Annotated in this window: 23 protein-coding genes; 15 read left to right on the top strand and 8 right to left on the bottom strand. The window is 69.9% G+C overall.

The annotated features are described in order from the left end of the window. Nucleotides 1-106 precede the first annotated feature (106 nt). On the bottom strand, nt 107-1,015 hold the full coding sequence (locus WG924_RS14100; protein ID WP_345933687.1) for an alpha/beta fold hydrolase: 909 nt from the start codon (nt 1,013-1,015) through the stop codon (nt 107-109). Between the two features lie 196 nt (nt 1,016-1,211). Between WG924_RS14100 and WG924_RS14105 the strand changes: the two genes are divergently transcribed. Then, nucleotides 1,212-1,517 (top strand): LysO family transporter, encoded by a 306-nt coding sequence (locus WG924_RS14105; protein WP_188579841.1) that lies wholly within the window; start codon nt 1,212-1,214, stop codon nt 1,515-1,517. 2 nt (nt 1,518-1,519) lie between these two features. Beyond that, entirely contained in the window at nt 1,520-2,113 is a 594-nt protein-coding gene (locus WG924_RS14110; RefSeq protein WP_345933688.1) for a LysO family transporter, read from the top strand. A gap of 4 nt (nt 2,114-2,117) precedes the next feature. Here the strand turns inward: WG924_RS14110 and WG924_RS14115 are convergent, their stop codons facing one another. The 5 genes from WG924_RS14115 to WG924_RS14135 form a co-directional block, all read right to left on the bottom strand. After that, on the bottom strand, nt 2,118-3,104 hold the full coding sequence (locus tag WG924_RS14115; protein ID WP_345933689.1) for a zinc-binding dehydrogenase: 987 nt from the start codon (nt 3,102-3,104) through the stop codon (nt 2,118-2,120). A 46-nt stretch (nt 3,105-3,150) separates the two neighbouring features. After that, nucleotides 3,151-3,885, bottom strand: coding sequence for a TetR/AcrR family transcriptional regulator (locus WG924_RS14120; protein ID WP_345933690.1), 735 nt, complete (start codon nt 3,883-3,885; stop codon nt 3,151-3,153). Then, nucleotides 3,882-5,504 (bottom strand): DHA2 family efflux MFS transporter permease subunit, encoded by a 1,623-nt coding sequence (locus tag WG924_RS14125; protein WP_345933691.1) that lies wholly within the window; start codon nt 5,502-5,504, stop codon nt 3,882-3,884. Before WG924_RS14125 ends, WG924_RS14120 begins: the two co-directional genes overlap by 4 nt. A gap of 47 nt (nt 5,505-5,551) precedes the next feature. Next, nucleotides 5,552-6,649: an HlyD family secretion protein gene (locus WG924_RS14130; protein ID WP_345933692.1), complete on the bottom strand. Its 1,098-nt coding sequence runs from the start codon at nt 6,647-6,649 to the stop codon at nt 5,552-5,554. A gap of 286 nt (nt 6,650-6,935) precedes the next feature. Further along, the gene (locus WG924_RS14135; protein ID WP_345933693.1) at nt 6,936-7,439 is read right to left on the bottom strand and encodes a hypothetical protein; all 504 of its coding nucleotides are present in this window, start codon (nt 7,437-7,439) and stop codon (nt 6,936-6,938) included. A gap of 501 nt (nt 7,440-7,940) precedes the next feature. On the opposite strand from WG924_RS14135, the gene WG924_RS14140 reads away from it, so the two are divergent. From WG924_RS14140 to WG924_RS14170, 7 genes are all read left to right on the top strand, one after another. Next, the gene (locus WG924_RS14140) at nt 7,941-8,519 is read left to right on the top strand and encodes a fasciclin domain-containing protein (RefSeq protein WP_345933694.1); all 579 of its coding nucleotides are present in this window, start codon (nt 7,941-7,943) and stop codon (nt 8,517-8,519) included. Nucleotides 8,520-8,677: 158 nt separating this feature from the next. Next, nucleotides 8,678-9,205: a fasciclin domain-containing protein gene (locus WG924_RS14145; protein ID WP_345934124.1), complete on the top strand. Its 528-nt coding sequence runs from the start codon at nt 8,678-8,680 to the stop codon at nt 9,203-9,205. Between the two features lie 115 nt (nt 9,206-9,320). Further along, nucleotides 9,321-10,010 (top strand): sigma-70 family RNA polymerase sigma factor, encoded by a 690-nt coding sequence (locus tag WG924_RS14150; RefSeq protein WP_345933695.1) that lies wholly within the window; start codon nt 9,321-9,323, stop codon nt 10,008-10,010. Next, a complete protein-coding gene (locus WG924_RS14155; RefSeq protein WP_345933696.1) occupies nt 10,007-10,789 on the top strand; it encodes an anti-sigma factor in 783 nt (260 codons plus the stop codon). Before WG924_RS14150 ends, WG924_RS14155 begins: the two co-directional genes overlap by 4 nt. Before the next feature lie 83 nt (nt 10,790-10,872). After that, entirely contained in the window at nt 10,873-11,871 is a 999-nt protein-coding gene (locus WG924_RS14160) for an ABC transporter substrate-binding protein (protein WP_345933697.1), read from the top strand. A 29-nt stretch (nt 11,872-11,900) separates the two neighbouring features. Then, nucleotides 11,901-13,586, top strand: coding sequence for an ABC transporter permease (locus WG924_RS14165; protein WP_345933698.1), 1,686 nt, complete (start codon nt 11,901-11,903; stop codon nt 13,584-13,586). After that, nucleotides 13,583-14,719, top strand: a complete 1,137-nt coding sequence (locus tag WG924_RS14170; RefSeq protein ID WP_345933699.1) for an ABC transporter ATP-binding protein — start codon at nt 13,583-13,585, stop codon at nt 14,717-14,719. Before WG924_RS14165 ends, WG924_RS14170 begins: the two co-directional genes overlap by 4 nt. A gap of 10 nt (nt 14,720-14,729) precedes the next feature. Here the strand turns inward: WG924_RS14170 and WG924_RS14175 are convergent, their stop codons facing one another. Then, entirely contained in the window at nt 14,730-15,962 is a 1,233-nt protein-coding gene (locus WG924_RS14175; protein WP_345933700.1) for an NAD(P)/FAD-dependent oxidoreductase, read from the bottom strand. Nucleotides 15,963-16,191: 229 nt separating this feature from the next. On the opposite strand from WG924_RS14175, the gene WG924_RS14180 reads away from it, so the two are divergent. Together WG924_RS14180 and WG924_RS14185 are read left to right on the top strand one after the other, a co-directional pair. Further along, nucleotides 16,192-17,289 carry a lipid A deacylase LpxR family protein gene (locus tag WG924_RS14180; protein WP_345933701.1) on the top strand — a complete coding sequence of 366 codons (1,098 nt, stop codon included), beginning with the start codon at nt 16,192-16,194 and terminating at the stop codon, nt 17,287-17,289. Between the two features lie 150 nt (nt 17,290-17,439). Further along, nucleotides 17,440-19,128, top strand: coding sequence for a methyl-accepting chemotaxis protein (locus WG924_RS14185; RefSeq protein ID WP_345933702.1), 1,689 nt, complete (start codon nt 17,440-17,442; stop codon nt 19,126-19,128). Here the strand turns inward: WG924_RS14185 and WG924_RS14190 are convergent. Beyond that, a complete protein-coding gene (locus tag WG924_RS14190) occupies nt 19,115-19,642 on the bottom strand; it encodes a hypothetical protein (RefSeq protein ID WP_345933703.1) in 528 nt (175 codons plus the stop codon). The two genes, WG924_RS14185 and WG924_RS14190, sit on opposite strands and share 14 nt — an antisense overlap. Nucleotides 19,643-19,806: 164 nt before the next feature. Between WG924_RS14190 and WG924_RS14195 the strand changes: the two genes are divergently transcribed. From WG924_RS14195 to WG924_RS14210, 4 genes are all read left to right on the top strand, one after another. Beyond that, nucleotides 19,807-20,580, top strand: a complete 774-nt coding sequence (locus WG924_RS14195; RefSeq protein WP_345937542.1) for an MOSC domain-containing protein — start codon at nt 19,807-19,809, stop codon at nt 20,578-20,580. A gap of 24 nt (nt 20,581-20,604) precedes the next feature. Beyond that, nucleotides 20,605-21,096 carry a DUF3574 domain-containing protein gene (locus tag WG924_RS14200; protein WP_345933705.1) on the top strand — a complete coding sequence of 164 codons (492 nt, stop codon included), beginning with the start codon at nt 20,605-20,607 and terminating at the stop codon, nt 21,094-21,096. A gap of 3 nt (nt 21,097-21,099) precedes the next feature. After that, nucleotides 21,100-22,005, top strand: coding sequence for a DMT family transporter (locus WG924_RS14205; protein ID WP_345933706.1), 906 nt, complete (start codon nt 21,100-21,102; stop codon nt 22,003-22,005). A 110-nt stretch (nt 22,006-22,115) separates the two neighbouring features. After that, complete coding sequence (locus WG924_RS14210; protein WP_345933707.1) at nt 22,116-22,565, top strand: PadR family transcriptional regulator; 450 nt, start codon at nt 22,116-22,118, stop codon at nt 22,563-22,565. Nucleotides 22,566-22,670: the final 105 nt, after the last annotated feature.

The raw sequence follows: 22,670 nt of genomic DNA on the forward strand, positions 1-22,670 counted from the left end.
CCTGAGCAAGATCAACAGCCGTGAGCAATCCGGGTTACGCATCATTTGCAACCCGGATACCCGTTTTCGCGCCCTGTTAATTTCCTAAAAATGGCCCTGCGTGAAATTATTTTCCGGTCGTCGGCTTCGTTGCGAGAAACCGCCGGATCGCCGCCTCGACCTCGTCGGGGGCTTCATGGGCGATCCAATGGGTTGCATGCTGCACCCGCTCAATCGTCACATTCGGCACCCAGATCTCCAGCCCCTCGATCAGGCCGGGCACCAGCGCCGTGTCGCCCAGTCCCCAGATCACCAGCACCGGCAGGGTGACCGCGTATTTCGCGGGGTCGAGCAGCGGCTTTTCAGCCGGCAGGGTGCCGGCCGGCACCACATCGATCGGCGAGGCCCGATACCAGTTCAGCCCGCCGGTGAGCGCGCCGGGGCGGCCCCAGGCTTCAAGATAGGCCGCCTTGTCGGCATCGTTCAGGATGCCCTTCTCGTAGACCGGCTTCATCGAGAACCGCCACAGCCAGTCGAAATCATTGGCCGACAGCTTCGCCTCTGCCTCAGGGCTGCGGAACAGGCGGAAATACTGGCTGGCGCGGATCTGATCGGGGTTGCGCGTCAACTCGCGCTGAAACGTCGCCGGGTGCGGCGAATTCAGGATGATCAGCCGCTCGATCATCTGAGGGAAGCTCATCGCGAACAACCAGGCGGCGGCGCCGCCCCAGTCATGGGCGACCAGGATCACCTTGGCGACGCCCAGCGCCTCGATCAGCCCCTTGATGTCGCCAACGACATGTTTGGCGCGATAGGCCTCCACCTCGGCCGGGGCGTCGCTTTCGCCGAAGCCGCGCAGATCGGGGGCGACACAGCGATAGTCGGCCGCGAACCGCCCCATCATGCCCTTCCAGGCATACCAGAATTCCGGAAAGCCGTGCAGGAACAGCATCACCGGCTTTTCGGGGTCGCCGGCTTCGGCAATATGCAGGGTGACCTCGCCGACATTGACACGACGATGGGTGATCTCGACCATCTGAGGCAGTCCTCCCTTGGCGGCCGGCCGGACCGGTCCGCATTCATACGTTTGTTTTTCCGCATGCTAGCCGGTTCACGTCCGGCCCGCCACGACTTCCCATTGCCTGCAACCGTAAGATCGATCAAGGTCCGCCCCACCTGATCCGCACCCGGCCCGATCCGTACCCACCCGGCCCCGCCATCGAGACGCCCCCATGCTTGCCCTTGCCCTTGCCTTCTTGCTTGGCCTCGCCGCCGGCTGGCTGCTCCGCAGCCGCCGACTGCGGCTTCAGCGCCCGGTCGACCGGCTGACCACGATCTCGATCGTCGTGCTGCTGGTGCTGATGGGCATCGGCACCGGCGCCCTGCCCGATCTCGCCCGCACGCTCGCGGCCTCGGGGCTCAAGGCGGTGATCATCTCGGCAGCCGCCGTCGCGGGCTCGATCGCCGTCACCCTGGTTCTGTTGAGGCTGATCGGCCGCAGGGCCGGGCCCGTCGATGCGCGCGAGGACCAGCCATGATCATGACCCTGATCATCCTCAGCGCCTATCTGGCCGGCATCGCGATCGGCGCCATGGCCCCGCAGCTTGCCGCACAAAGCGCCTGGGCGACCGAACCCGCATTGATGCTGCTGGTGTTTCTGGTCGGGCTCGGCACGGCACTCGACCCCTCGGCCTGGGACCGGCTGCGGCGCGCCGGGCCGCGCGCGATCGCCCTGCCGGTGGCGGTGATCGCCGGCACGCTTGGCGGTGCGGCACTGGTCTCGCCGCTGCTGGGCGACATGGCGCCGGCCGACGTGCTGGCGGTGGCCTCGGGCTTCGGCTGGTACAGCCTGTCGGCGGTGATGATCGCCGAGGCCCGGGGCGAGGCGATGGGCGCCCTGGCCCTGATGGCCAATATCAGCCGCGAGGTCATCACCCTGGTCTTTGCCGGGCTGATGGTGCGCGCCTTCGGCCCGATGGCGCCGGTGGCATCGGCCGGCGCCACCGCCATGGACGTGTCGCTCGGCATCATCACCATCCATGGCGGGCGCGAGGCCGGGCTGGTGGCCCTGGCCAGCGGCTTCGCGGTCAGCCTGGCGACACCGGTCTTCGTGGGCTTCTTCCTGTCGCTGTGACGGCTCAGTCCGCCCGTTGCGGCTGAACCACGATCTTGCCGGCCTTGCCCCGGGCCAGCGTCGCCGCCAGGGCGTCCCGCGCGCGGGCGAGCGGAAAGCGCATCTGCGCCGGCGGCGCCAGATCGCCGGCGGCGACCCGCCTGAACAGCGCCGCCCGGTCGGCGGCCGCCTGCTCGGCATGGGCGGTCAGGAAATGCCGGATCTCCACACCCACCAGGGCGGCACTCTTCAGCAGCGGCAGATTGACCGGCAGGGACGGAATGGGCCCGCCGACAAAGCCCACGATCAGGTGGCGGCCGTCCTTGGCCAGCGACCGGAACAGCAGCTCGAAGGCCGGGCCCGCCACCGGATCGAACACGATGTCGATCACGCCGCCCGGCACGGTCTCGCGGATGCGGGCACGGATGTCGGGGTCGGTGGCGTCGATGGTCCGGGCAGCCCCCAGCGCCAGCGCCCTGGCCCGGCCGTCATCGGTCGAGGCCATGGCCGTGACGTCGGCGCCGGCCCGCGCCGCCACCTGCACCGCCGCCGCACCGACCCCGCCCGAGGCACCGGTCACCAGCACCCGCTCGCCGGCCATCAGCCCGCCGCGACGGATCAATCCGTAATGCACCGTCTGATAATCGACCAGCATCGCCGCGGCATCGGCCAGGTCGAGCCCGGCGGGCAGGCATTCCGCCTCGGCCTCGGGCACGATCACATGGGTTGCAAGCCCGCCGCCCATCCGCCAGACCGCCACCCGCTCGCCCAGGCGCCGGCCGCTCACCCCCGGCCCCACCGCATCGATGACGCCGGCGATCTCGCCGCCGGGGATATAGGGCAGCGGCGGCCGGATCTGATAGCGGCCATGAACGATCAGCCCGTCGACATAGCCCAGACCCACGGCCTCGATCGCGATCCGCACCTCACCGGCCTGCGGCTCGGGCAACGGCCGGCGGACCAGGGTGAAATCATCGGGCGAGCCCAGGGCATCACCTTGCCAGCATCGCATGCACAATCTCCGGATCTGTCGGTGGCGGGGGCACATGCCGGCGCGGTCAGCGCGCCGGCGGCACCTCCGGCGCATAGGCCTTCATGAAGCGGGTCACCGCCGCCGCCACACGCCGCGCCGCCTCGTCATCATCGGGGGGCGGTGCCGCATACAGCAACTGGCGAAGCTGCAGCTTGCCGTTCAGCATACCGAAGAAGTGCTCCGACGCCAGATGCGGGTCATCGATGTCGAGCCGGCCGGCCTGATGCTGCGTCGCCAGCCAGTCGGCGAGCCGCCGACCATTCCTGGCCGGGCCGATCTCATAGAAGGCCGCGGCCAGTTCCGGCGCCAGCCCGCCCCGGCCCATCCCGGTCAGCATATGCATCACCGACACCATCTTGCCGGAAATCACCACCCGCATGAAATGCCAGGCAATCTCGGTCAGGATGTCTTCGGGCGAGGCATCGGGGTCGGGCGCGCTCAACGGCGCGGTGATCTGCTCGGCAACCTCGCCCACCGCCGCCAGGAACAGCTCGTCCTTGTTGCGGAAGACATTATAGATCGTCTGCTTCGATACGCCGGCTTCGGCCGCGATATCGCCCATGCCGGCATTGAAGCCGTTGCCGGCGAACTGCCGCCGCGCCGCCGCCAGGATCGCGCGGCGCTTGTCGCCATCGACCGGCCGGCCGGGGCCGGGTCGGCCCGCGGTCTCACATGGCCGGCAGGCCTCGGCCGCCGCCGCGCGGGCCGCCGCCAGCACCGCCCGCGCCCGGCCATTGCCCCGTTCCGATGCGTCGCTCAATGCCCGCCCCCCGCAGGCGCGCCCGCCATCGCCGGCCGGCGCAGGGTCGTGGTCAGCATGGCAGCGCCGATGAAGATCGCCGCCAGCACCAGGAATACATCGCCGAACGTCATCACCGTCGCCTGCTGCTGCACCATGCCCATCAATGTCTTCAACGCGGCCAGCGATGCATCCCCCGCCACCTGGCCGTCGAAACGCTGCGTCAACCCGTCCAGCGCCGCCTGCACCTCCGGCCGGGCCGGATTGGCGCTGTCGGCGATGCGGCCCAGATGCACGGCGTTGCGGTCGATCATCAGCGTGTTGATGCCGGCAAGCCCGACCGCACCGCCCAGATTGCGCATCAGATTATACAACCCGCTGGCATTCTTCAGCATATCCATCGGCAGGGTGCCAAGGGCGATCTGGTTGATCGGCAGCATGCAGAACATCAGCGACATGCCGCGCAGGATCTGCGGCACCAGCAACTGGTCGAACTCCCAGTCGGCGGTGATGTGCGACATCCACCAGGTGGAGCCGGCAAGCGTTGTGAAGCCGATCGCCAGCATCACCCGCTGGTCCATCTTGCGCGACAGCATGCCGGCGATCGGCGCCGAACAGAACTGGGCAAGCCCGGTGACGAACAGCACCTCGCCGATCTGCATGGCGTTCAGGTCGCGGATCCGCGCCAGATACAGCGGCAGCACATAGACCAGCCCATACAGGCCCACGCCGATCACGAAGCTGAACATGCAGCCGGTGGCGAAATTGCGGTCGCGGAACGCCTTCAGATCGACGATCGGATTGTGATGCGACAGCACCCGCCAGAAGAAGCCGATACCCGCCACGACCATGATCACGAACAGAACGGCAATGGTGCGGTCGTCGAACCAGTCGTCGCGCGGACCTTCCTCGACGACATATTCCATCGTGCCCAGGAACACCGCCATCAGCATCAGCCCGGCCAGATCCAACCGGCGCAGCAGCGACCGGTCGCCGGTGTCGAAGGCCGGCGCGCGCCAGACCACCAGCGTCACCAGAATGCCCGGCACCACGTTGACCAGAAACAGCCAGTGCCACGAGAACACCTCGGTCAGCCAGCCGCCGAGCGTGGGGCCGATGGTCGGGGCCAGCGTCGCCACCAGCCCGATCACCACCGACACGCCGCCGCGGCGATTGCCCCGGAACAACTGGAAGGCGGCGGCGAACACGGTCGGGATCATGGCACCGCCCAGAAAACCCTGAAGTGCCCGCCAGACGATCATCTCGTTCAGGCTGGTCGCGGTGGCGCAGGCAACGCTCATCAGCGTGAAACCGGCGGCCGAGATCAGGAACAGTCCACGGGTCGACAACGCCCGCGACAGATAGCCGCTGAGCGGGATCATCACCACTTCGGCGATCAGATAGCTGGTCTGGATCCACGACACCTCGTCGGGGCTGGCGGCAAGGCCGGCCTGCAGTTCCGACAGCGACGACGACACGATCTGGATGTCCAGAATGGCCATGAACATGCCGAAGACCATGGCGATGAAGCCGGCGATCTCGCCCCGACTGGGGCCGCTTGCGGCGTCCGCGCCGCCGCCTGCCGCAGGTGGCGCCGTCGTGACGGCCGGGGATGTGGTCGTGCCTGATGATGTCGACACCGGCGCCTGATCCTTCTCGCTTCCCGTGCCCGGAACCAGCCTGCCGGTCAGCGCTGCGCCAGGGCGCGCGGTGCAGCACTCGCGCCAAGCCCATAGGCCGGGCGGTGGCTGGCGGCATCGGGGACGGCGCTGGTATCCACCGCCACCACCACCGACAGGCCCGGCACCAGCAGATGTGCCGCATCATCGGTGTCGTCGACGGTGATCCGCACCGGCACGCGCTGAACGATCTTGGTGAAGTTGCCGGTGGCGTTCTCGGGCGGCAGCAGGCTGAAGCGCGAGCCACTGGCCGGCGACATGCTTTCCACCGTGCCGTGGATCTCGCGGCCGCCCAGGGCATCGACCTCGATCACCACCGGCTGGCCGGGCCGCATGTCCCCAAGCTGGGTTTCCTTGAAATTGGCGACGACATAGGTCTCGGGCAGCGGCACGATCGCAAGCGCGGTCTGGCCGGGCTTGACGTATTCGCCCACCTCGACCGCGCGATTGGCCACCACGCCGGCGCGGGGCGCCTGCACCACGGTGTGATCCAGATCCAGCCGCGCCGCCGCCAGACGGGCGTCGGCCGAGGCGATCTGTGCCAGCGCCTCGCCGCGATTGGCGCGCAGAACCGGCACCTGACCGCGGGCGGTGGCAAGGTCCGCCTCCGCCTCCGCCAGCGAGGCCTCGGCCTTGCGGGCATCGGCGCGGGCGGTTTCCAGCCGTTGGGTGCTGGCGGCGGCGCTCTTGTTCAGGGCCACATAGCGCGACAGGTCGCCACCAGCCCGCGACCGTTCGGCCCGGGCGGCGGCCACGCCGGCCTCGGCGCGCGCGATTTCGGAACCGGATAGCTCAAGCCGGCGGTCGATCACCTCCACCGCCGCATGCGCGCTGTCCAGTGCCGCCTCGGCCTCGGCCACCCGCACCTTGTAATCGGCGTCGTCGATCCGGAACAGCACCGCGCCCTCGGCGACCGTGCTGTTGTCGGCCACCGCCACCGCGACCACCTGCCCGGCCACGCGCGGCGCGATGTTGGCGATATCGCTGTGCACATAGGCGTCGTCGGTGCTTTCGACAAAACGGCCATGGGTCCACCAGGCGGCGCCATACCAGCCCGCGGCGCCAAGCACCGCCAGCACCACCAACACACCGATGATCCGCTTCATCCTGCCGCCTCCGGAATACTGGACGCATGCGCCCAGAAAATGATGACGCACAAGATGCGCCCTTGCGCCAGCAGGTCAAGCGACTTTTTGGATGAGCGGGTCCAGAAATTAGCCCGCTGTAAGAAGCGTCACAGGGCTGCACGGGAAAGGAGAAAAAAACTCGCCAGTCGCACATGCGGAACGGGCCGGGTGTTCCATCTGGAACACCCGGCCCGTCCTGTCGGTCCTTCAGGGGAACCCGGCCGTCGGCGCACCCTTCCGCCGGCCTGCTTCGCGGTCGGACCGATCAGTTGGCCGTTGCCGGGGCACCCGGCGCGGGCTCGATTTCGTCTGTATCGCCGTCGATCACCTCCGACGAGGTGCCACCGCCAGCCGATCCGCCCTCGCCGGGCGCCGTGGTGCCGGGCATCGGCTCCTCGGGCTCCAGCGGCTCACGCGGCAGGGTCGGGTCGTCCTGCATCGTGCTGCCGCGAGGGGTCGTGATACCCGGGGTCGTGGTACCGGGGGTGTCGGATGGCGGTGTGGTCTCGCTCGCCGGCGGCGGCTGCATCTCGGGCGGGGGGGCCGAGGGGGCCGGCGCACCGGCCGCAGGCGGCGGCACCGTGGGGGCCGGCGCTGTCGGAGCTGGTGAGGTGGGGGTCGGCGGGGTGGGGGTTGGCGTCGGGGCCGCCTGCTCGGCGGGCGGCGTCTCGGCCGGGGTTTCAGCGTCGTCATCGCAGGCCGCCACGAACAGCACCGTCGCGGCCGCGGCTGCCAGGCGGATCATGAGGCGGGGGGAGGCGATGCCCATGATGGGGGGAACTCCTGGGTGTCAAGAAGGGCGGCCGCGGCGGGGCGCCGCAACTGCCGGCCTGGATGCTCCGGGGAGAGGAGGGGAGCATCGCATATCCCCACCAGGCGGGACGGGGCCTTGAGTGGGGCGGGATCGGAACCGGCAGTCGGGACGGGCGGGAGGGGAGTGCGGCGGCCCGTCGCGGCCTCAACCACACTGTTGCCCGGAACCGCCGCCAACGCACGTGAGCGATACCGGGCATAGCCGTGCCCGAATTGTGGCCGGCGGCGGGAATGCCGCGCCCTTCATGGTCACGGCCCCGGCCATGTTTCCGCCGGCCGGGAAATTTCCCGCATCCAAAACGGCGGCAACGCCCGTAGTCCTTGCACGGACCATGACAGGCCGGCGCCGCGCGGGAACCGATGGCGGACCGCCCTGACACAACGCTCCCCACGCCCGCCCTCGCATCCACTGACGGGCCGTCCACGCTTCCACCGCCAGTCCTTCCGGAGACGCCAGATGACCCTCGACAAGCTGTTCGCCGCCGCACTGTTCAGCGCCGTCGCCACCGGCACCATCGTCGGCGGCTGGCCCGCCGTCGCCGCCGACATGGCGGTCGAGGTTGGCGGCCAGACGATGCTGCCATCGCAGAATATCGTGCAGAACGCGGTCAACTCGTCCGATCACACCACACTGGTTGCCGCCGTGAAGGCCGCGGGTCTGGCCGACACCCTGGCCTCCCCCGGTCCGTTCACGGTGTTCGCGCCCACCAATGCCGCCTTCGCCCGGCTGCCCACAGGCACGGTGCAAAGTCTGATCCAGCCGCAGAACAAGGCGGCGCTCAGCGGCATCCTCACCTATCACGTCGTGCCCGGCCGGCTGGACGCCGCGGTGCTTGAACAGAAGATCGCGGCCGGCGGCGGCAAGGCGATGTTGAAGACGGTCGCCGGCGGCATGCTCACCGCCGCCATGAACGGACCGTCGAACATCACCATCGCCGATGCGGCGGGCGCGGTCGCCGCGATCTCGACCTATGACGTCTATCAGTCGAACGGCGTCCTTCACGTCATCGACCGCGTGCTGCTGCCCAAGAGCTGACAGGGCATGAACCACGCCGGCGATCCGATCCGTCGACCGATTCTCCAGACTGAAGGCAATCCACGATGACCCGCATCAACGCCCCCCTCAACCGCCGCCGTCTCGCGGCCGTCTCCATCCTGGCCCTGAGCCTTGGCCTGTCCGCCTGCGCCGGTGGCATGTCGCACGACCGGATGGCGGCGGGCCACGCCATGGATCAGACCGTCGATGTCGGCGGCAGCGCCATGTATCCGTCGAAGACCATCGTCGCCAACGCGGTCAATTCAGCCGATCACACCACACTGGTCGCGGCGGTCAAGGCGGCGGGGCTGGTCGACGCGCTGTCGACCCCCGGGCCGTTCACGGTGTTCGCGCCCACCAACGCCGCCTTCGATGCCCTGCCCGCCGGCACGGTCGACGCGCTGCTGGAGCCGCAGAACAAGCCGATGCTGACCGGCGTGCTGACCTATCACGTCGTGCCGGGCCGGCTCGACCGCAACGATCTGATGGCCCGCATCCGCGATGGCGGTGGCAGCGCCCGGTTGACCACGTTGTCGGGCGGAACCCTGACCGCGATGATGAACGGGCCGCGCAACATCGTGATCAAGGACGCCCATGGCCAGATCGCCGACATCTCGACCTATGACGTCATGCAGTCGAACGGCGTGATCCACGTCGTCGATCACGTGCTCCTGCCCCAGGGCTGATCGACCGGCCGGCGTCGCCACCACCACCCGCGGGCACCATCCGCCGGCGCGCCGGCCCTCGCCCGCATGGCGCGCCCATGCTAGGGTTCCCTCGTCAGGCGGATGGGAGACGGGGATGGAGCAGGTGCCGGCCGACGACCGGCAGGGCGGTGGCATAGCGCGCGGCGCGGGCGGATCGGCTGTGGCGGGTTCGGGTGGACGACCCGCCGGTCCCGATGGGCGGCCCGCCGGCGCCTTCGATGCCGATACCGGCCTGCATGACCTGCTCACCGCCTGTGGCGCCGGCGACCGGCGCGCCTTCGATGCGCTGTACGACAGCCTGTCCGGGCGCATGTATGCCGTCGCCATCCGCATGTTGCGCGATGCCGATCTGGCGGAAGACGCGGTCCACGACGCCTTTGTCCAGATCTGGCGCAATGCCGGCCGCTTCGATCGCACCCGTGGCGAGGTCGGGGCCTGGGCCGTCGGCATCGTCCGGTATCGGGCGCTCGACCTGCTGCGCCGCCGTCGTCGCGAAATCGCGGCCGACCCCGGCATCGTCGCCGACATGGCCGATGCCGCCGCCGAGGCCGACCCCACCCGCGAGAGCGTCGCTGTCGACGAGGCCGAGTTGCCCGGCCGCCTCGGCGCGCTCGACCGCTGCCTCGCCGAACTGGCCGATGGCCAGCGGGGCAGCATTCGTCTGGCCTATGTCGACGGCCTCAGCCACGGCGAGATCGCCCTGCGGACAGACCAGGCGCTGGGCACCGTGAAAAGCTGGATCCGCCGCGGGCTCGCCGCGTTGAAGGAGTGTCTGGAACGATGAGCGCCGGCGCGACCGATCACGACGATATCGACGTCGCCGAATTCGTTCTGGGGACGCTGGATCAGACCACCCACGATGCGATCCTGCGCCGTCTGGAGAGAGATCCAGCCCTGGCCGGCGCCGTGGCCGCCTGGGAAGCCCGGCTGGCACCGATGGCCATGGAACTGGATCCTGTCCGGCCATCCCGACATCTGAAGCCCCGCATCGACGCGACGATCGCCAGCGGCGCCGCGACCGCCGACGACAGGAGCCCTTCCCCCCGCGCCGCCGATGTCGTCGCGCTGCGCCGTGGCATCACCCTGTGGCGCTGGACCGCCGGCGCCACGGGCATCGCCGCCGCCGCCGCCGCCGCGATGGCCGCGTTCCTGCTGGTCCGCCAGCCGATGCCCGACACCACCACCGCGACCCGGCTGGTGGCCGTGCTGCGGCCGCTGAACGCCGCCGAGGCTCCGACCTGGGTGGTCTCGGCCGAGGCCGGCGCGGGTTATGGCCAGCGGCGGCTGCTGGTCCAGGCGCTGGGCCTGCCCACCGCCGATGGGCTTCAAGGCGCGCGCGACTATGAATTGTGGGCCTTGCCGGGCGGCGATGCCGCGCCGGTATCGCTGGGTGTGATCGACCCGCGCGCCGGCGCGCGGGTCGCGGTGCCACGGGATATGGCCACCCGCCTCGCCTCGGGCCTTGGGCTGGCCGTGTCGATCGAACCCGCCGGTGGCTCCACCACCGGCGCCCCCACCGGGCCGGTGGTGCTGATCGGCAGCCTGACGGCGGCGCCACAATAACCGCGCCGCCATCATCTCCCTGAAACATCGGCGTGCTATGCGGATGGATCGCCAATCCAGCGCGCCCATGGGAGAGCCGTCCGATGTCGAAGCCGGTTATGATCGCAGCCGCCCTGCTGGCCGCCATGGCCTGCCTGCCCCTGACCGCGCGCGCCGCCGATGCCGCATCCGGCCGGCTGGTGGTCTATACCTCGACCCCGGCGAAGGCGATGGCCGATCTGGTCGCGGCATTCAATACCGTCGAACCGGATGTCGAGGTCAGCGTCTTCCGATCGGGCACCACCGAGGTGATGGCCAAGCTGGCGGCCGAATTCGCCGCCGGCGCGCCCGAACCCGACGTGCTGCTGATCGCCGACAGCGTCACCATGGCCGGGCTGAAGGCCTCGGGCCGGCTTGCCGCCTGGCCCGAGGCGCCCGTCGACGGGCTGTCCCCCGACAGCCATGACCCCGACAATACCTGGTTCGGCACCAAGATCATCGCCACCGGCATCGTCTGGAACACCGCCGCCGGCGTGCCCGCCCCCGGCGGCTGGCAGGATCTGGCCGGCCCCGCCGCCGCTGGCCGGGTGGTGATGCCAAGCCCGCTCTATTCGGGTGCCGCCACGATCCATGTCGGCACGCTCAGCGCCGACGAGGCATTGGGCTGGCCCTATTTCGAGGCGCTGAAGGCGAACGGCGCCAGCGCCGTGCAGGGCAATGGCGCGGTGCTCGACGCTGTGGCCACCGGCCGCGCCAGCTATGGCGTGATCGTCGATTTCATGGCCTTCAACGCCGCCGCCAAGGGATCGCCGGTGGCCTTCGTCTATCCGGCAGACGGCGCCACGGCGGTGACCGAGCCGGTGGCGGTGCTGAAGACCGCCCGCAACCCTGAAGCGGCGCGGGCCTTCGTGGGCTGGCTGCTGTCGGATGCCGGCCAGCGCTTCGCGGTCGCCCAGGGCTATATGCCGCTGCGCGCCGATGTCGGAACCCCGCCGGGCCGGCCCGCCGCCGATGCCGTCGCCATCCGCACCGTGTCGCCGGAACAACTGGCCCGGACCAGCGACGAGACCCGGCGCCGGTTCGCCGCCCTCTTCGGCGGGTGACACCGCCAGGGAGGATGGCCGCCGGCGGGTTGCTGCTGCGCCTGGCCGGCCCCGCCGGCGATCCGCGCGCGGCACGGGCCGGGCTGCCGCCGGTGGCGGCGGCCCTGCTGCTGGCGGCCCTGCCGCTGGCCCTGCTGGCGATCGAGGCGGTTACCGCGACATCCGGCGCCACGGGCATCGACCATGCGCGGGTGGCGGAGGCGGCGCTGAATACCATCGTCACCGCCATCATCTCCACGACCATCGCCCTGGCCCTGGGCGGCGGACTGGCGCTGCTGGTGGCGCTGACCGACATGCCCGGCCGGCGCGCGCTCAGCGGTCTTGCCCTGCTGCCGATGCTGATCCCCAGCCAGATCGCGGCGCTGGCCTGGGGCCGGCTGTTCGATCCGGCGGGGCCGGTCGCCGGCTGGCTGGGCCTGACCAGCTTTGGCGCCCATCCCCTGGAGGGCGCCGCCGGTGTCTGGCTGGTGATGGGGCTGGAACACAGCCCGATCGGCTTTCTGGCGGTGATCGGCGCCGCGACCCGCATCCCGGCCGAGCCGGCGGAGGCGGCGCGCATCGCCGGCGCCGGCCCGGCCGCGGCACTCGCCGTGGCGGCCCGGCCGCTGATCCGCCCGGCGCTGGCGGCCGCCGCCGCCCTGGGGCTGATCTCGGCCGCGGGTAATTTCGGCGTCCCGGCGCTGCTGGGCATTCCCGGCGCCTATCCTGTGATGGCGACCCTGATCTATCAGCAGATGTCCGGCTTCGGGCCGGCGGGCCTGGGTGATGTGGCCCGGCTTGCCGCCCTGCTGGGACTGGGCACCCTGATCCTGCTGCATCTGTCGGGCCGGGCGGCCGGCCGCGCGGCCCGTGTCGCCGATAGCGGCCGCATCATCGGCCGCCTGCCGCTGCGGCGCGGCCGCCGGTCGCTGGCACTGCTGGTCTGGGTGCCGATGCTGGCGATCAGCCTGGGGCCGCTGCTGGCCCTGATCGCGGCGTCGCTGGTGCCGGCGCCGGGCGTGCCGCTCACCGCCACCACCGCCAGCCTCGACGGCTTCCGGATGATGGTCGACCCCCGCCACGGCGCCCTCGGCGCCATGGCGACCTCGGCCGTGCTCGCAAGCCTCGCCGCCATGGCCTCTGTGCTCATCGCGGTGCCGATCGGCCTGTTCGCCGCCCGTGGCGGCCGGGCGGCCCGGCTGGGCGCCGGCGCCTTCGATCTGGCGCTGGCCATGCCGGGCACCGTCTTCGCCATCGCCATCATCCTGATGCTGCTGCCCCCGCTTCCCGTCTTGGACATCAGCCTTTACGGCACGCCGTTCATCCTGCTCGCCGCCTATCTGGGCCGGTTTCCGGCGCTGGTGCTGGCACCGGTGATGGCGGCGGCAGGACGGCTGGACCCGGCGCCGGAACAGGCGGCACGGCTGGCGGGCGCCGGGGTGGCGCGCCGTATTCTGGCCGGCGCCTGGCCGGCGCTGGCCGGCCCCGCCGCTGGCGGCGCGCTGCTGGTGCTGCTGACCGCCTTCAACGAGCTCACCCTGTCGGCGCTGCTGTGGTCGCGTGGCGCCGAAACCATCGGTGTCGCGATCTATGCCCGGCAGGCCGAAGGCGACACCGCCGCCGCCGCCGCGCTGGCGCTGGCCAGCCTGGTCGCGTCGCTGGCGCTGGCGCTGGCCGGCCTGCGCCTGCTCGCCCGCCTGCCCGGCCTCAACGCCGTCTTCGGAGACCAGCGATGACCGACCGGCCCGTGCTTCATGCGGCATCAGGAATGGTGCGCGACGCCACCGGCGGGCCCGCGGCCATGCCGGCCCTGGCCATCCGCGACCTCACCCGGCGCCTTGGGCGGAAGACGGTTCTGGATCATGTCGATCTGGATGTGGCGCCAGGGGAATTCCTGGCGCTGCTGGGCCCGTCCGGCTGCGGCAAGACCACGCTGCTCCGGCTGATCGCCGGGCTCGACGGCGCCGATGACGGCCGCATCCGCATCGCCGGCCGCCCGGTCGATCATGATGGCCGGCTGCTGGTGCCGGCCGAGGCACGCGGCGTGGGCATGGTGTTCCAGTCCTATGCGCTGTGGCCGCAGATGACCGTGGCGGAAAACGTCGCCTTCGCGCTGAAGCGCGCCCGGCGCGGCCCGGCCGAGACCGCGGCGCGGGTGGCGGCGGCCCTGGATACGGTGGGGCTTACCGAACACGCTGATACCATGCCCGACCGGTTATCGGGCGGCCAGCGCCAACGGGTTGCCCTGGCCCGGGTGCTGGCGGCGGCGCCGGCCCTGGTGCTGATGGATGAGCCATTGGCCAATCTGGACCCGCATCTGCGCCGCGGCATCGGCGACGAGATCCGCCGCCTGCATGACGCAACCGGTGCCGCCACCGTCTATGTCACCCACGACCAGACCGAGGCGATGACCCTGGCCGACCGGATCGCGGTGATGGATCAGGGCCGCATCGCGCAGGTCGCGGCACCGGCTGAACTCTATGACCAGCCTGCTGATACCGCCACCGCCCGCTTCGTGGGCCAGGGCGCCGTCGTCTCGGCGATGGTGCTGCGCGGCGAGGCCGCCGGCCGGGTGCCGGTCCGGATCGGCGGCGGCGACGCGATCATCCGCGCGGCACCCGGCACGCTGGCCGGCCCGACCCAGATCGTGCTGCGCCCGGAAGCCCTGGTGCCGGCACCGGCCGGCACCACCGGCAGCCTGCCCGCCTTCGTCAGCCGCCGGACGTTCGAAGGTGGCGGTCATCTGCTGCGTCTTGCAGCACCCTGGGCGGGTGAGCCGCTGCTGATGCGCACCGGCCGCCACGCGCCCGACACCGGCGAGACCATCGGCGTGCTGATCCGCGACGGCTGGGTGCTGCCGCGCGCCTGATGATCGTTCGTCAGATCACCGCCAGTTCCACCAGCCTGACGCCGGCCGCCACGCGTTCGGGCGTGAACTGGCCAAGATCCAGGCTGGTGAACCGGCCATGAGTGATCAACTCGGCGACGCCCCGCCCGGCGGCCGGCGCCTGCTGCAGCCCATGGCCGCTGAAGCCGTTGATCATGAACAGGTTGGGCACGGCCGGCACCGCGCCGATCAGGGCATTGGCATCGAACACGTTCATCTCGTAATGCCCAGCCCACGACACCCCCGGCCGCAGGCGTTCGAAGGCCGGGATGCGCGCCGCCAGCGCCGGCCAGATCCGGTCCTCGAACTGGCTGTGATCCACCGCCAGGTCGGGACTGTCGGGGTCGGCATCGCCGGCACCCGGCGACCAGCCGCAGATGAAACGGTCGCCTTCGGGCCGCATATAGACGCCGGTGGGATCCACCACCAGCGGTGCGTCATGGGGGCCGTGGGCGCAGTCGAACACGAAGACCGACCGGCACCGGGGCCGCACCGGCAGGTCGATACCGGCCATGGCGGCGATGTCGGCGGCAAAGGGGCCGGCCGCGTTCACCACCTGCCCGGCCGCGATCCGCCCGCCCGATGCCAGCCGCACATCCGTCACCCGGCGCGGGCCATCCGCCGGGCCGCTCAGCTCCAGCCCGGTCACCCTGTCCTCGATATAAACCGCGCCGGCGGCGCGCGCGCGGCGCTTCAGCGCCTGCAGCAGCGCCCAGCCATCGAACCAGCCTTCGCCGTCCAGCCCCAGCGTGCCGCCGGCCAGACCATCGGTGTTCAGCCACGGAAAGCGGGCCGCCATCGCCGCCGGATCCAGCAGCAGCGCCCGCGCCCCGGCTTCCGCCTGCGCTGCATGAACCGCGGCCAGATGGGCGCCGGCGCCGCCAGCGGCATCGTCCGCGCCAATGTCGGCGCCGGCCAGGATCAGATAGGCCCGGCGCACCAGCCCCAGATCCGGCACCTCACCATCCACCGTCAGCCATGGCGCCGGATCGGACAGCAGCGCGAAGCCGAATTGCGACATCCGGATATTGGCGGGGGTGGAGAATTGCTGACGGATCGATCCGGCCGACAGGGCCGACGACGCGCGGGCATAGCCGGCATCACGTTCCACCACCAGCACACGGCCGGTGAATGCCGGGTCATGGCCCAGAAAGCACGCCACCGCCGATCCCATCACCCCGCCGCCGATGATCACCACATCGGCGCTCAACCTGTCCGCCGCCATCGCGCGGTCTCCCAGTTATCCCTGCCCGCGACCGGTGGGCGCGGCCCCGGCACACGGTAATCCGAAGCCGATGGCAAAAACCAGTGCCGTGCAATGGAACCACAACTGTTGCATTTTAGTTGATGTCCGGTTCATCACCTGTCCCTCCGGTCATCATGCCTCTGGACGGACGGTGGCGGGCCGGGAACACTGCCGTCAACGTCACAGTCATCCGAGGACGCATATCACGATGATCCGGTCCGTTTCAGCACATCTCTGCGGCAGCCTGCTCGCAGGTCTCGTGGTCGCCAGTTTTCCCCTCGCAGATGCGCATGCTCAGGATGCGACATCCAACGGCAATACCGGGTCCGCCACCACGGTGGTCGGCACCACCGACGGCACGTCGGACCAGCCGGTCGACATGGCTCATGACGCCGAAGGCGGCACGTTCAGTCTGGTGTTCGAGAACGACGTGTTCTCGGATACCGACCGCCATTATACCAATGGCTTCCGCCTGTCTTACATGACGGCGCCGGGCCAGGAGCCCGAATGGCTGCGCAAGGCGGCGGGGCTGCTGCCCTATACCGGCTTCGGCGGCGATGTCCGCGTGGTCTGGTCTCTGGGCCAGAGCATGTATACCCCCGGCGACACCGCGACCACCAACCCGCCGCTGACCGACCGGCCCTATGCCGGCTGGCTGTATGGCTCGGTGGGCGTGGTTGCCGAAACCGGCGGCGTGCTCGACCAGCTCGAACTGTCGCTCGGTGTCGTCGGCCCCTCGTCACTGGCCGAGCAGACCCAGAAGACCATCCATGACCTGATCAGCTCCGACGACCCGCAAGGCTGGGACACCCAGTTGAAGGACGAGCCGGCCATCCAGTTGACCTATCAGAAAAGCTGGCGCGCGCTGGCCGCCGGATCGGCCTTGGGCTTCGCGGCCGATGTCACGCCCCATGCGGGCTTCGCCCTGGGCAACGTCTTCACCTATGCCAATACCGGCTTCACCCTGCGGGTGGGCCAGGATCTGCCGCGCGATTACGGGCCGCCGCGGATCAGCCCCAGCCTGCCGGGATCGACCTATTTCCGGCCCACCGACAATTGGGGCTGGTATCTGTTCGCCGGCGTCGACGGCCGCGCCGTCGCCCAGAACATCTTCCTGGACGGCAACACCTGGAAGGACAGCCGCAGCGTCGACAAGAAGCCGCTGGTCGGCGACCTGCAGGCCGGCCTCGCCATCACCATCGGCGGCACCCGCTTCGGCTATACTCACATCTTCCGGACCAAGGAATTCGACGGCCAGGATGAGGGTGATCAGTTCGGTGCATTTTCGGTGTCGTTCAACTTCTAGGCTTGCAGGCCGGGCGCCACGAATATCAATCAGTCAAGACGATAGCGGCGAGTTATTTCCGACATCAAGCTATTCTTAAGATGAACTGTGTAGCATCCGGAAGACGTCGCCACCGGGCGACGCTTCCGGATCCACACAGGATTGCCAGACATGCCGTCCTTCCGCTCACTGAAGATCGGGGCCAAGCTGATCATCGCGTTTTCCGCGCTGATCGTCGTCATCCTCGCCACCGCGCTCTTCGCCCTTGACAGACTGGCGTCGGTGAACGACTCCGCCCAGGAAATGCGCCAGAACAGGGTGCCGACCCTTCAGGTGATCCGGCAACTCAACACCGCCGCGCTGGAGCACCGGCTCGCCATCGCCAGTCATATCATCTCGCAGGACCAGGCGCGGATGCAGGCGACGGAACAGGAGCTGGCAGCGCAGGCATCACGTGTCGAGACGGCACTCACCGACTACAAGGCCCTGATTTCCGACGAGACGGAGCGCAGGCTCTATGAACATCTGGTGGCGGGCTGGGCGGATTACCTGACGGTCAATAGCCGGCTTCTGCCAATTTCGCGAGAAAATCGCACCGCAGATGCTCAGGCGCTCTATGAGGGGGCCGCGCTTGCCAGTCGTCAGGTTGTCGCGGACGATCTTGCCGCCCTCAACAAACTCAACGCTGAAGCCGTCAACCGCGAGGGCCTCGCGGCTGTCGGCACGTATGACAGCGCCCGCACCGGGCTGATGATCGCACTGGTCGTCGGCCTGATCATCGCCGTGGTCGCGACCCTCGTCCTGATCACCTCGGTCGCGCGGCCGGTGGCTGCGATGACGGCTGTCATGCGCCGTCTCGCCGACAAGGACACCGCGGTTCACATCCCCGGCGCCGGGCGCGGCGACGAGATCGGCGACATGGCCAAGGCGGTCGAGACCTTCCGCGACAATATCGTTCTGGCCGAGCGCCTGGCCGCCGAACAGGAAACCGCCCGTGCCGCACGGGAGGCCGAACGCGCCCGCCGCGATGCCGCCACCCAGCGCTTCCTGACCGAGATCGGCCGGGTGGTCTCGACGCTTGGCTCTTCCGCCAGCCAGATGCGGAGCAGCGCCGAGACCATGACCAGCACCGCCGACGAGAACAGCAGCCGCAGCGCCAGCGTCGCCGCAGCGGCCGAGCAGGCGACCACCAACGTCCAGACCGTCGCGACCGCATCGGAAGAACTCGCCGCCTCGATCCGCGAGGTGGGTGCGCGCACCGCCGACACCGCCGACGTCACCCGCCGCGCGGTGGCCGAGGCCCAGACCACCGACGGCATCGTTCAGGATCTGGCCCGCACCGCCCAGAAGATCGGCGATGTGGTGCTGCTGATTCAGCAGATCGCCTCGCAGACCAATCTTCTGGCACTGAACGCCACGATCGAGGCCGCGCGCGCCGGTGAGGCCGGCAAGGGTTTCGCGGTCGTCGCCTCGGAAGTGAAGAGCCTCGCCAGCCAGACCAGCCGCGCGACCGAAGAGATTCAGACCCAGATCGACGCGATCGTGGGCGCCACCGACCGCACCGTCGGCGCCATCCGCTCGATTTCCGGCACGGTCAACAAGGTCGGCGAGCTGACCACCGCCGTCGCCTCGGCGGTCGAGGAACAGGTGGCGGCCACCGCCGAGATCGCCCGCAACACCCAGCAGGCATCGGCCGGCACCGACGAGGTGATGCGCACCATTCAGGGCATCGCCGAACGGTCCGCCGAAACCGGCCGGGCGGCCAGTGACGTTCGCGGTGCCGCGGGCTCGCTGTCGGATGAAGCCCAGCGGCTCCGCACCCTGGTCGACACTTACGTGACGGAAATCAAGGCCGCCTGACCGGGCCGCTCCCGGCTGGCGCGGCATCGGCCGCGTCAGCCACCGCATCCGTGTCAACCGGCATCCGGGCCAGCCAGGCCATCACCGCCGCCGCATCCGCCCGTTCCCCCTGCCAGCCCACCCCGTGGCAGCCCGCTCCGCACCAGCCCGCACGCCGCGGGCTGGTGCGGAGGGTCAGGGTCAGATCCCGCGGGTTGCAGATGAAATCACCCGGGGCGGCAATGCGGACATAGCCATGCGCGCGCATCCACTGATCGGTGGCGGTGCGCAACGCCTCCGGGCCCGGGGTGGGGTCTGGTTCCTCGTCCGACAACCGGCGGGCCTCGCGCAGCAACTGGCGGGCGATCCGCCACAATCCGCTCAACATCGCCCCCTGGCGACACAGATCCGCCAGACCGTCATCCCGCTGTCCGGCATCCGCCGCCGCCTCCAGCCGGTCGGCCATCCGCGTCGCCATCACCGACAGGTCATGCAGATCGGCGCCGCGTGGCCGCTCATGATCGCCGTGTGTCACCGCGCCCTCCCTTCATGGCAATGCCGCCACTCTAGCCGGATGTCGCGCAATGGTTGGGTTGCGACGCTGCGGCCACTTGCGGCCACCGGCCCATGGCGGCTAGCATCGCCGCCGCCCGTGGCACCGCCGTGCGTCCGGCGCGGGGCCGACCATGCGGGCTGGAGATGATGATGACCCTGCCCCCGATCGACATCGCCATTCCGGCGATCTTCGCAGGCCCGGTGCGGCCGCTCGGCCCCAAGGCCGTCCCCTCGGCGATCGACCGACAGCCGGTCGCAGGGCCGGTCTGGCTGGGGCCGCTCGGCATCGTCGGCGACGGCCGCGGTGACCGGCGCCACCATGGCGGGCCGGAAAAGGCCCTGCATCATTATGCCTTCGACCATTATCCCTGGTGGCGGCAGCGGCTGGATGCCGACGGCCCGGATGCCCCGCCACATCTGGCAAAGCTGCTGTGGCACCCCGGCGCCTTCGGCGAGAACCTGACCAGTGCCGGCCTGACCGAAGCCGATATCTGTATCGGCGACCGCTTCCGGCTGGGCCAGACGGTGATCGAGGTCTCGCAGGGGCGCCAGCCCTGCTTCCGGCTCAACCTGCGCTTCGGCCGACCCGACATGTCCCGCGGCGTGCAGACCAGCCACCGCACCGGCTGGTATTACCGGGTGATCCGGCCGGGCCGCATCGCGCCCGGCGACCGGCTGGTGCTGATCGCGCGGCCGCAGCCGCTCTGGCCGCTGGCCCGGGTGCTGGCGGTGCTGAACGGCCGTCATCCCGATCCCGCAGCCGCCATGGCCGATCTGCCGCAACCGGAGATTTCAACCACAGATCTCAAGAGCCTTGCAGCATTGCCGCAAATGGCATCATCCTGGCGGGATCTCGCCCGCAAGCGCCTCGCCTCGGGCCGGATCGAGGATCAGCGCCGCCGGCTCGACGGCGCCTGATCGATCAGAGGAACCGTTCGCGCCATGCGCCACCAGTCAGCCCTGCACCAGTGGCCGGCCGTCGCCGCCATCGGTCTCGCTCTTCTGCTCGGGGCCTGCGCCGGCGGGCCATCATTACGCGGTGAGGGGCCGCGCCATGTCGCCAGCGCGCCGCACGGCCTGTCACCTGCCTGCCTCGACGGCGATGCGCGCATGACCCGTGCCCAGTTGTTCTTCGGTCTCAGCCGCCCCGATGGTCGCCCGCCGGTCACCGACGCCGAGTTCGACGGCTTCGTCGACCAGACGGTCAGCCCGGCTTTCCCCGACGGGTTCACGATCATCGAAACCACCGGCGGCTGGCGCGACACCGAAACCGGCCAGACGATCCGCGAGGCCGGGCGCAGCCTCATCCTGCTCGCCGACGGCCCGGCCCCGGTGCTGCGCCAGCGGCTCGATACCCTGCGCCGCGATTACATGATCCGGTTCGATCAGCAGGCCGTGGGGCTGGCGCTCGACACCGCCTGCGTCAGCTTTTAGCGGATGAACGCCTTCCTGTTCATGTTCACCGCCCTGCTCTGGGGTGGCGGCGCGCTGGCCACCGCCTTTCAGGCCGGCCCCGTTCCGGCCCTGGTCTCGGTCGGCTATCGGATGGTGACCGCCGGGCTGCTGATGATGCTGTGGGCGCGGTGGCGGGGCGTGACGCTGACGGTGCCGCGCACCGACCGGCCCTGGGTGCTGGTTCAAGGCGTGCTGTTCTTCGGCCTCGCCTTCATCGCCTTCTACAACGCCGTGCGGCTGATCCCCAGCGGTCCGGCGGCGCTGGTGCTGTCGACATCATCGGTGTTCGCGGCGCTGTTCGGCCGGCTGGTGCTGGGCACGCGGCTGACCATCCGCCACGGGCTGGGCCTGGGCCTGGGTATTCTGGGCGTGGCCGTGGTGTTTTCCGGCGACATCCTGGCGCTGATCGCCGGCGACCGGCTGGCCGGCAGCCGTGGCGGCACGACAGGCGACGCCACCGCCGTTGTTGCCGGTCTCGCCTGGGCGGCGCTGGCCGCCATTGCCGCCGGTTTCGGCACGGTGATCGGCGCCCGCAATCAAAGCCGGGGCCTCGCCATGGAAACGGTGATCACCTGGGGCGGGCTGATCGGCGGCGCCACCGCCTTTGCCGCCGCCATCCTGTCGGGCCAGCCGATCCGCTTCGATCCGTCGCCGCGTTATGTGGCCAGCCTCGCCTATCTGGCGGTGCCGGCATCCTGCGTGAATTTCCTGGTCTATTTCAGCCTGGTGCGGCGTATCGGTCCCGGGCGCGCCGCCTATGCCATGGCCCTGGTGCCGCTGGTGGCGCTCAGCCTGTCCTGGGGGTTCGAAGGGCTGGTGCTGACCCCGGTCATCCTGGCGGGCGCCGCGATCATCCTGGCCGGCAATGTGCTGGTGCTGCGACGGTGACGCCCACCCGATTCTATACAGTCCCGGCCCCATACATCTCCGATCCAATACATTGATCATCAATGCATCGGGGCATTGACAGCCGAGTGATGCCGGCTCAAGATCATGCCATGACCAGCGCCCCCACTGCCTCAGCCGCGACCCGTGCCGTGCCGAAACCGGTGCCCGACTTCACCAGCCGGGCCTATTGGGCCGGCACGATCAAGATGAGCCTGTCGAAATTCTTCATCCTGCGCGTGCTGCATGACGGCCCGATGCACGGCTACGACATCGCCCGCACGGTTGAGCGGATCACCCGGGGCTGCTGCTCGCCCACCGAAGGCACGATCTATCCGGTGCTGCGCGATTTCGAGGCCGGCGGCTATGTCACCGTCCGCGCCGAACTGGTCTCGGGCCGCGAACGGCGGGTCTATACCCTCACCGATCGCGGCCACCAGGCCTTTCAGGTGGCGGTGGAGGCGTGGATGGAGGTCACCCGCGCGCTGATCGATGCCGGCGCGGTCGCCGGCCACGATCTGCCCGCCACAGCCCGACCCGACGACGATCCCGCCTGCTGCTGACAGCCATCACGGCAGCGTTCGGCAGCGGCGTGGCAACCAAACTGGCAGCGGACGCTGCCTCTTTTTGGCACGATATACATCGATGATCTATGCATCGATGGCTTG

Origin of the sequence: Tistrella arctica (assembly GCF_039630945.1) — a bacterium.
Classification (GTDB): Bacteria; Pseudomonadota; Alphaproteobacteria; order Tistrellales; family Tistrellaceae; genus Tistrella; species Tistrella bauzanensis.

Excerpts from the sequence above, each read along its gene's own strand:
- WG924_RS14100 (WP_345933687.1), bottom strand. The coding sequence starts at position 1,015 with ATGGTCGAGATCACCCATCGTCGTGTCAATGTCGGCGAGGTCACCCTG.
- WG924_RS14105 (WP_188579841.1), top strand. The coding sequence starts at position 1,212 with ATGCTTGCCCTTGCCCTTGCCTTCTTGCTTGGCCTCGCCGCCGGCTGG.
- WG924_RS14110 (WP_345933688.1), top strand. The coding sequence starts at position 1,520 with ATGACCCTGATCATCCTCAGCGCCTATCTGGCCGGCATCGCGATCGGC.
- WG924_RS14115 (WP_345933689.1), bottom strand. The coding sequence starts at position 3,104 with ATGCGATGCTGGCAAGGTGATGCCCTGGGCTCGCCCGATGATTTCACC.
- WG924_RS14130 (WP_345933692.1), bottom strand. The coding sequence starts at position 6,649 with ATGAAGCGGATCATCGGTGTGTTGGTGGTGCTGGCGGTGCTTGGCGCC.
- WG924_RS14135 (WP_345933693.1), bottom strand. The coding sequence starts at position 7,439 with ATGGGCATCGCCTCCCCCCGCCTCATGATCCGCCTGGCAGCCGCGGCC.
- WG924_RS14140 (WP_345933694.1), top strand. The coding sequence starts at position 7,941 with ATGACCCTCGACAAGCTGTTCGCCGCCGCACTGTTCAGCGCCGTCGCC.
- WG924_RS14145 (WP_345934124.1), top strand. The coding sequence starts at position 8,678 with ATGTCGCACGACCGGATGGCGGCGGGCCACGCCATGGATCAGACCGTC.
- WG924_RS14150 (WP_345933695.1), top strand. The coding sequence starts at position 9,321 with ATGGAGCAGGTGCCGGCCGACGACCGGCAGGGCGGTGGCATAGCGCGC.
- WG924_RS14155 (WP_345933696.1), top strand. The coding sequence starts at position 10,007 with ATGAGCGCCGGCGCGACCGATCACGACGATATCGACGTCGCCGAATTC.
- WG924_RS14160 (WP_345933697.1), top strand. The coding sequence starts at position 10,873 with ATGTCGAAGCCGGTTATGATCGCAGCCGCCCTGCTGGCCGCCATGGCC.
- WG924_RS14170 (WP_345933699.1), top strand. The coding sequence starts at position 13,583 with ATGACCGACCGGCCCGTGCTTCATGCGGCATCAGGAATGGTGCGCGAC.
- WG924_RS14175 (WP_345933700.1), bottom strand. The coding sequence starts at position 15,962 with ATGGCGGCGGACAGGTTGAGCGCCGATGTGGTGATCATCGGCGGCGGG.
- WG924_RS14180 (WP_345933701.1), top strand. The coding sequence starts at position 16,192 with ATGATCCGGTCCGTTTCAGCACATCTCTGCGGCAGCCTGCTCGCAGGT.
- WG924_RS14185 (WP_345933702.1), top strand. The coding sequence starts at position 17,440 with ATGCCGTCCTTCCGCTCACTGAAGATCGGGGCCAAGCTGATCATCGCG.
- WG924_RS14195 (WP_345937542.1), top strand. The coding sequence starts at position 19,807 with ATGATGATGACCCTGCCCCCGATCGACATCGCCATTCCGGCGATCTTC.
- WG924_RS14200 (WP_345933705.1), top strand. The coding sequence starts at position 20,605 with ATGCGCCACCAGTCAGCCCTGCACCAGTGGCCGGCCGTCGCCGCCATC.
- WG924_RS14205 (WP_345933706.1), top strand. The coding sequence starts at position 21,100 with ATGAACGCCTTCCTGTTCATGTTCACCGCCCTGCTCTGGGGTGGCGGC.
- WG924_RS14210 (WP_345933707.1), top strand. The coding sequence starts at position 22,116 with ATGACCAGCGCCCCCACTGCCTCAGCCGCGACCCGTGCCGTGCCGAAA.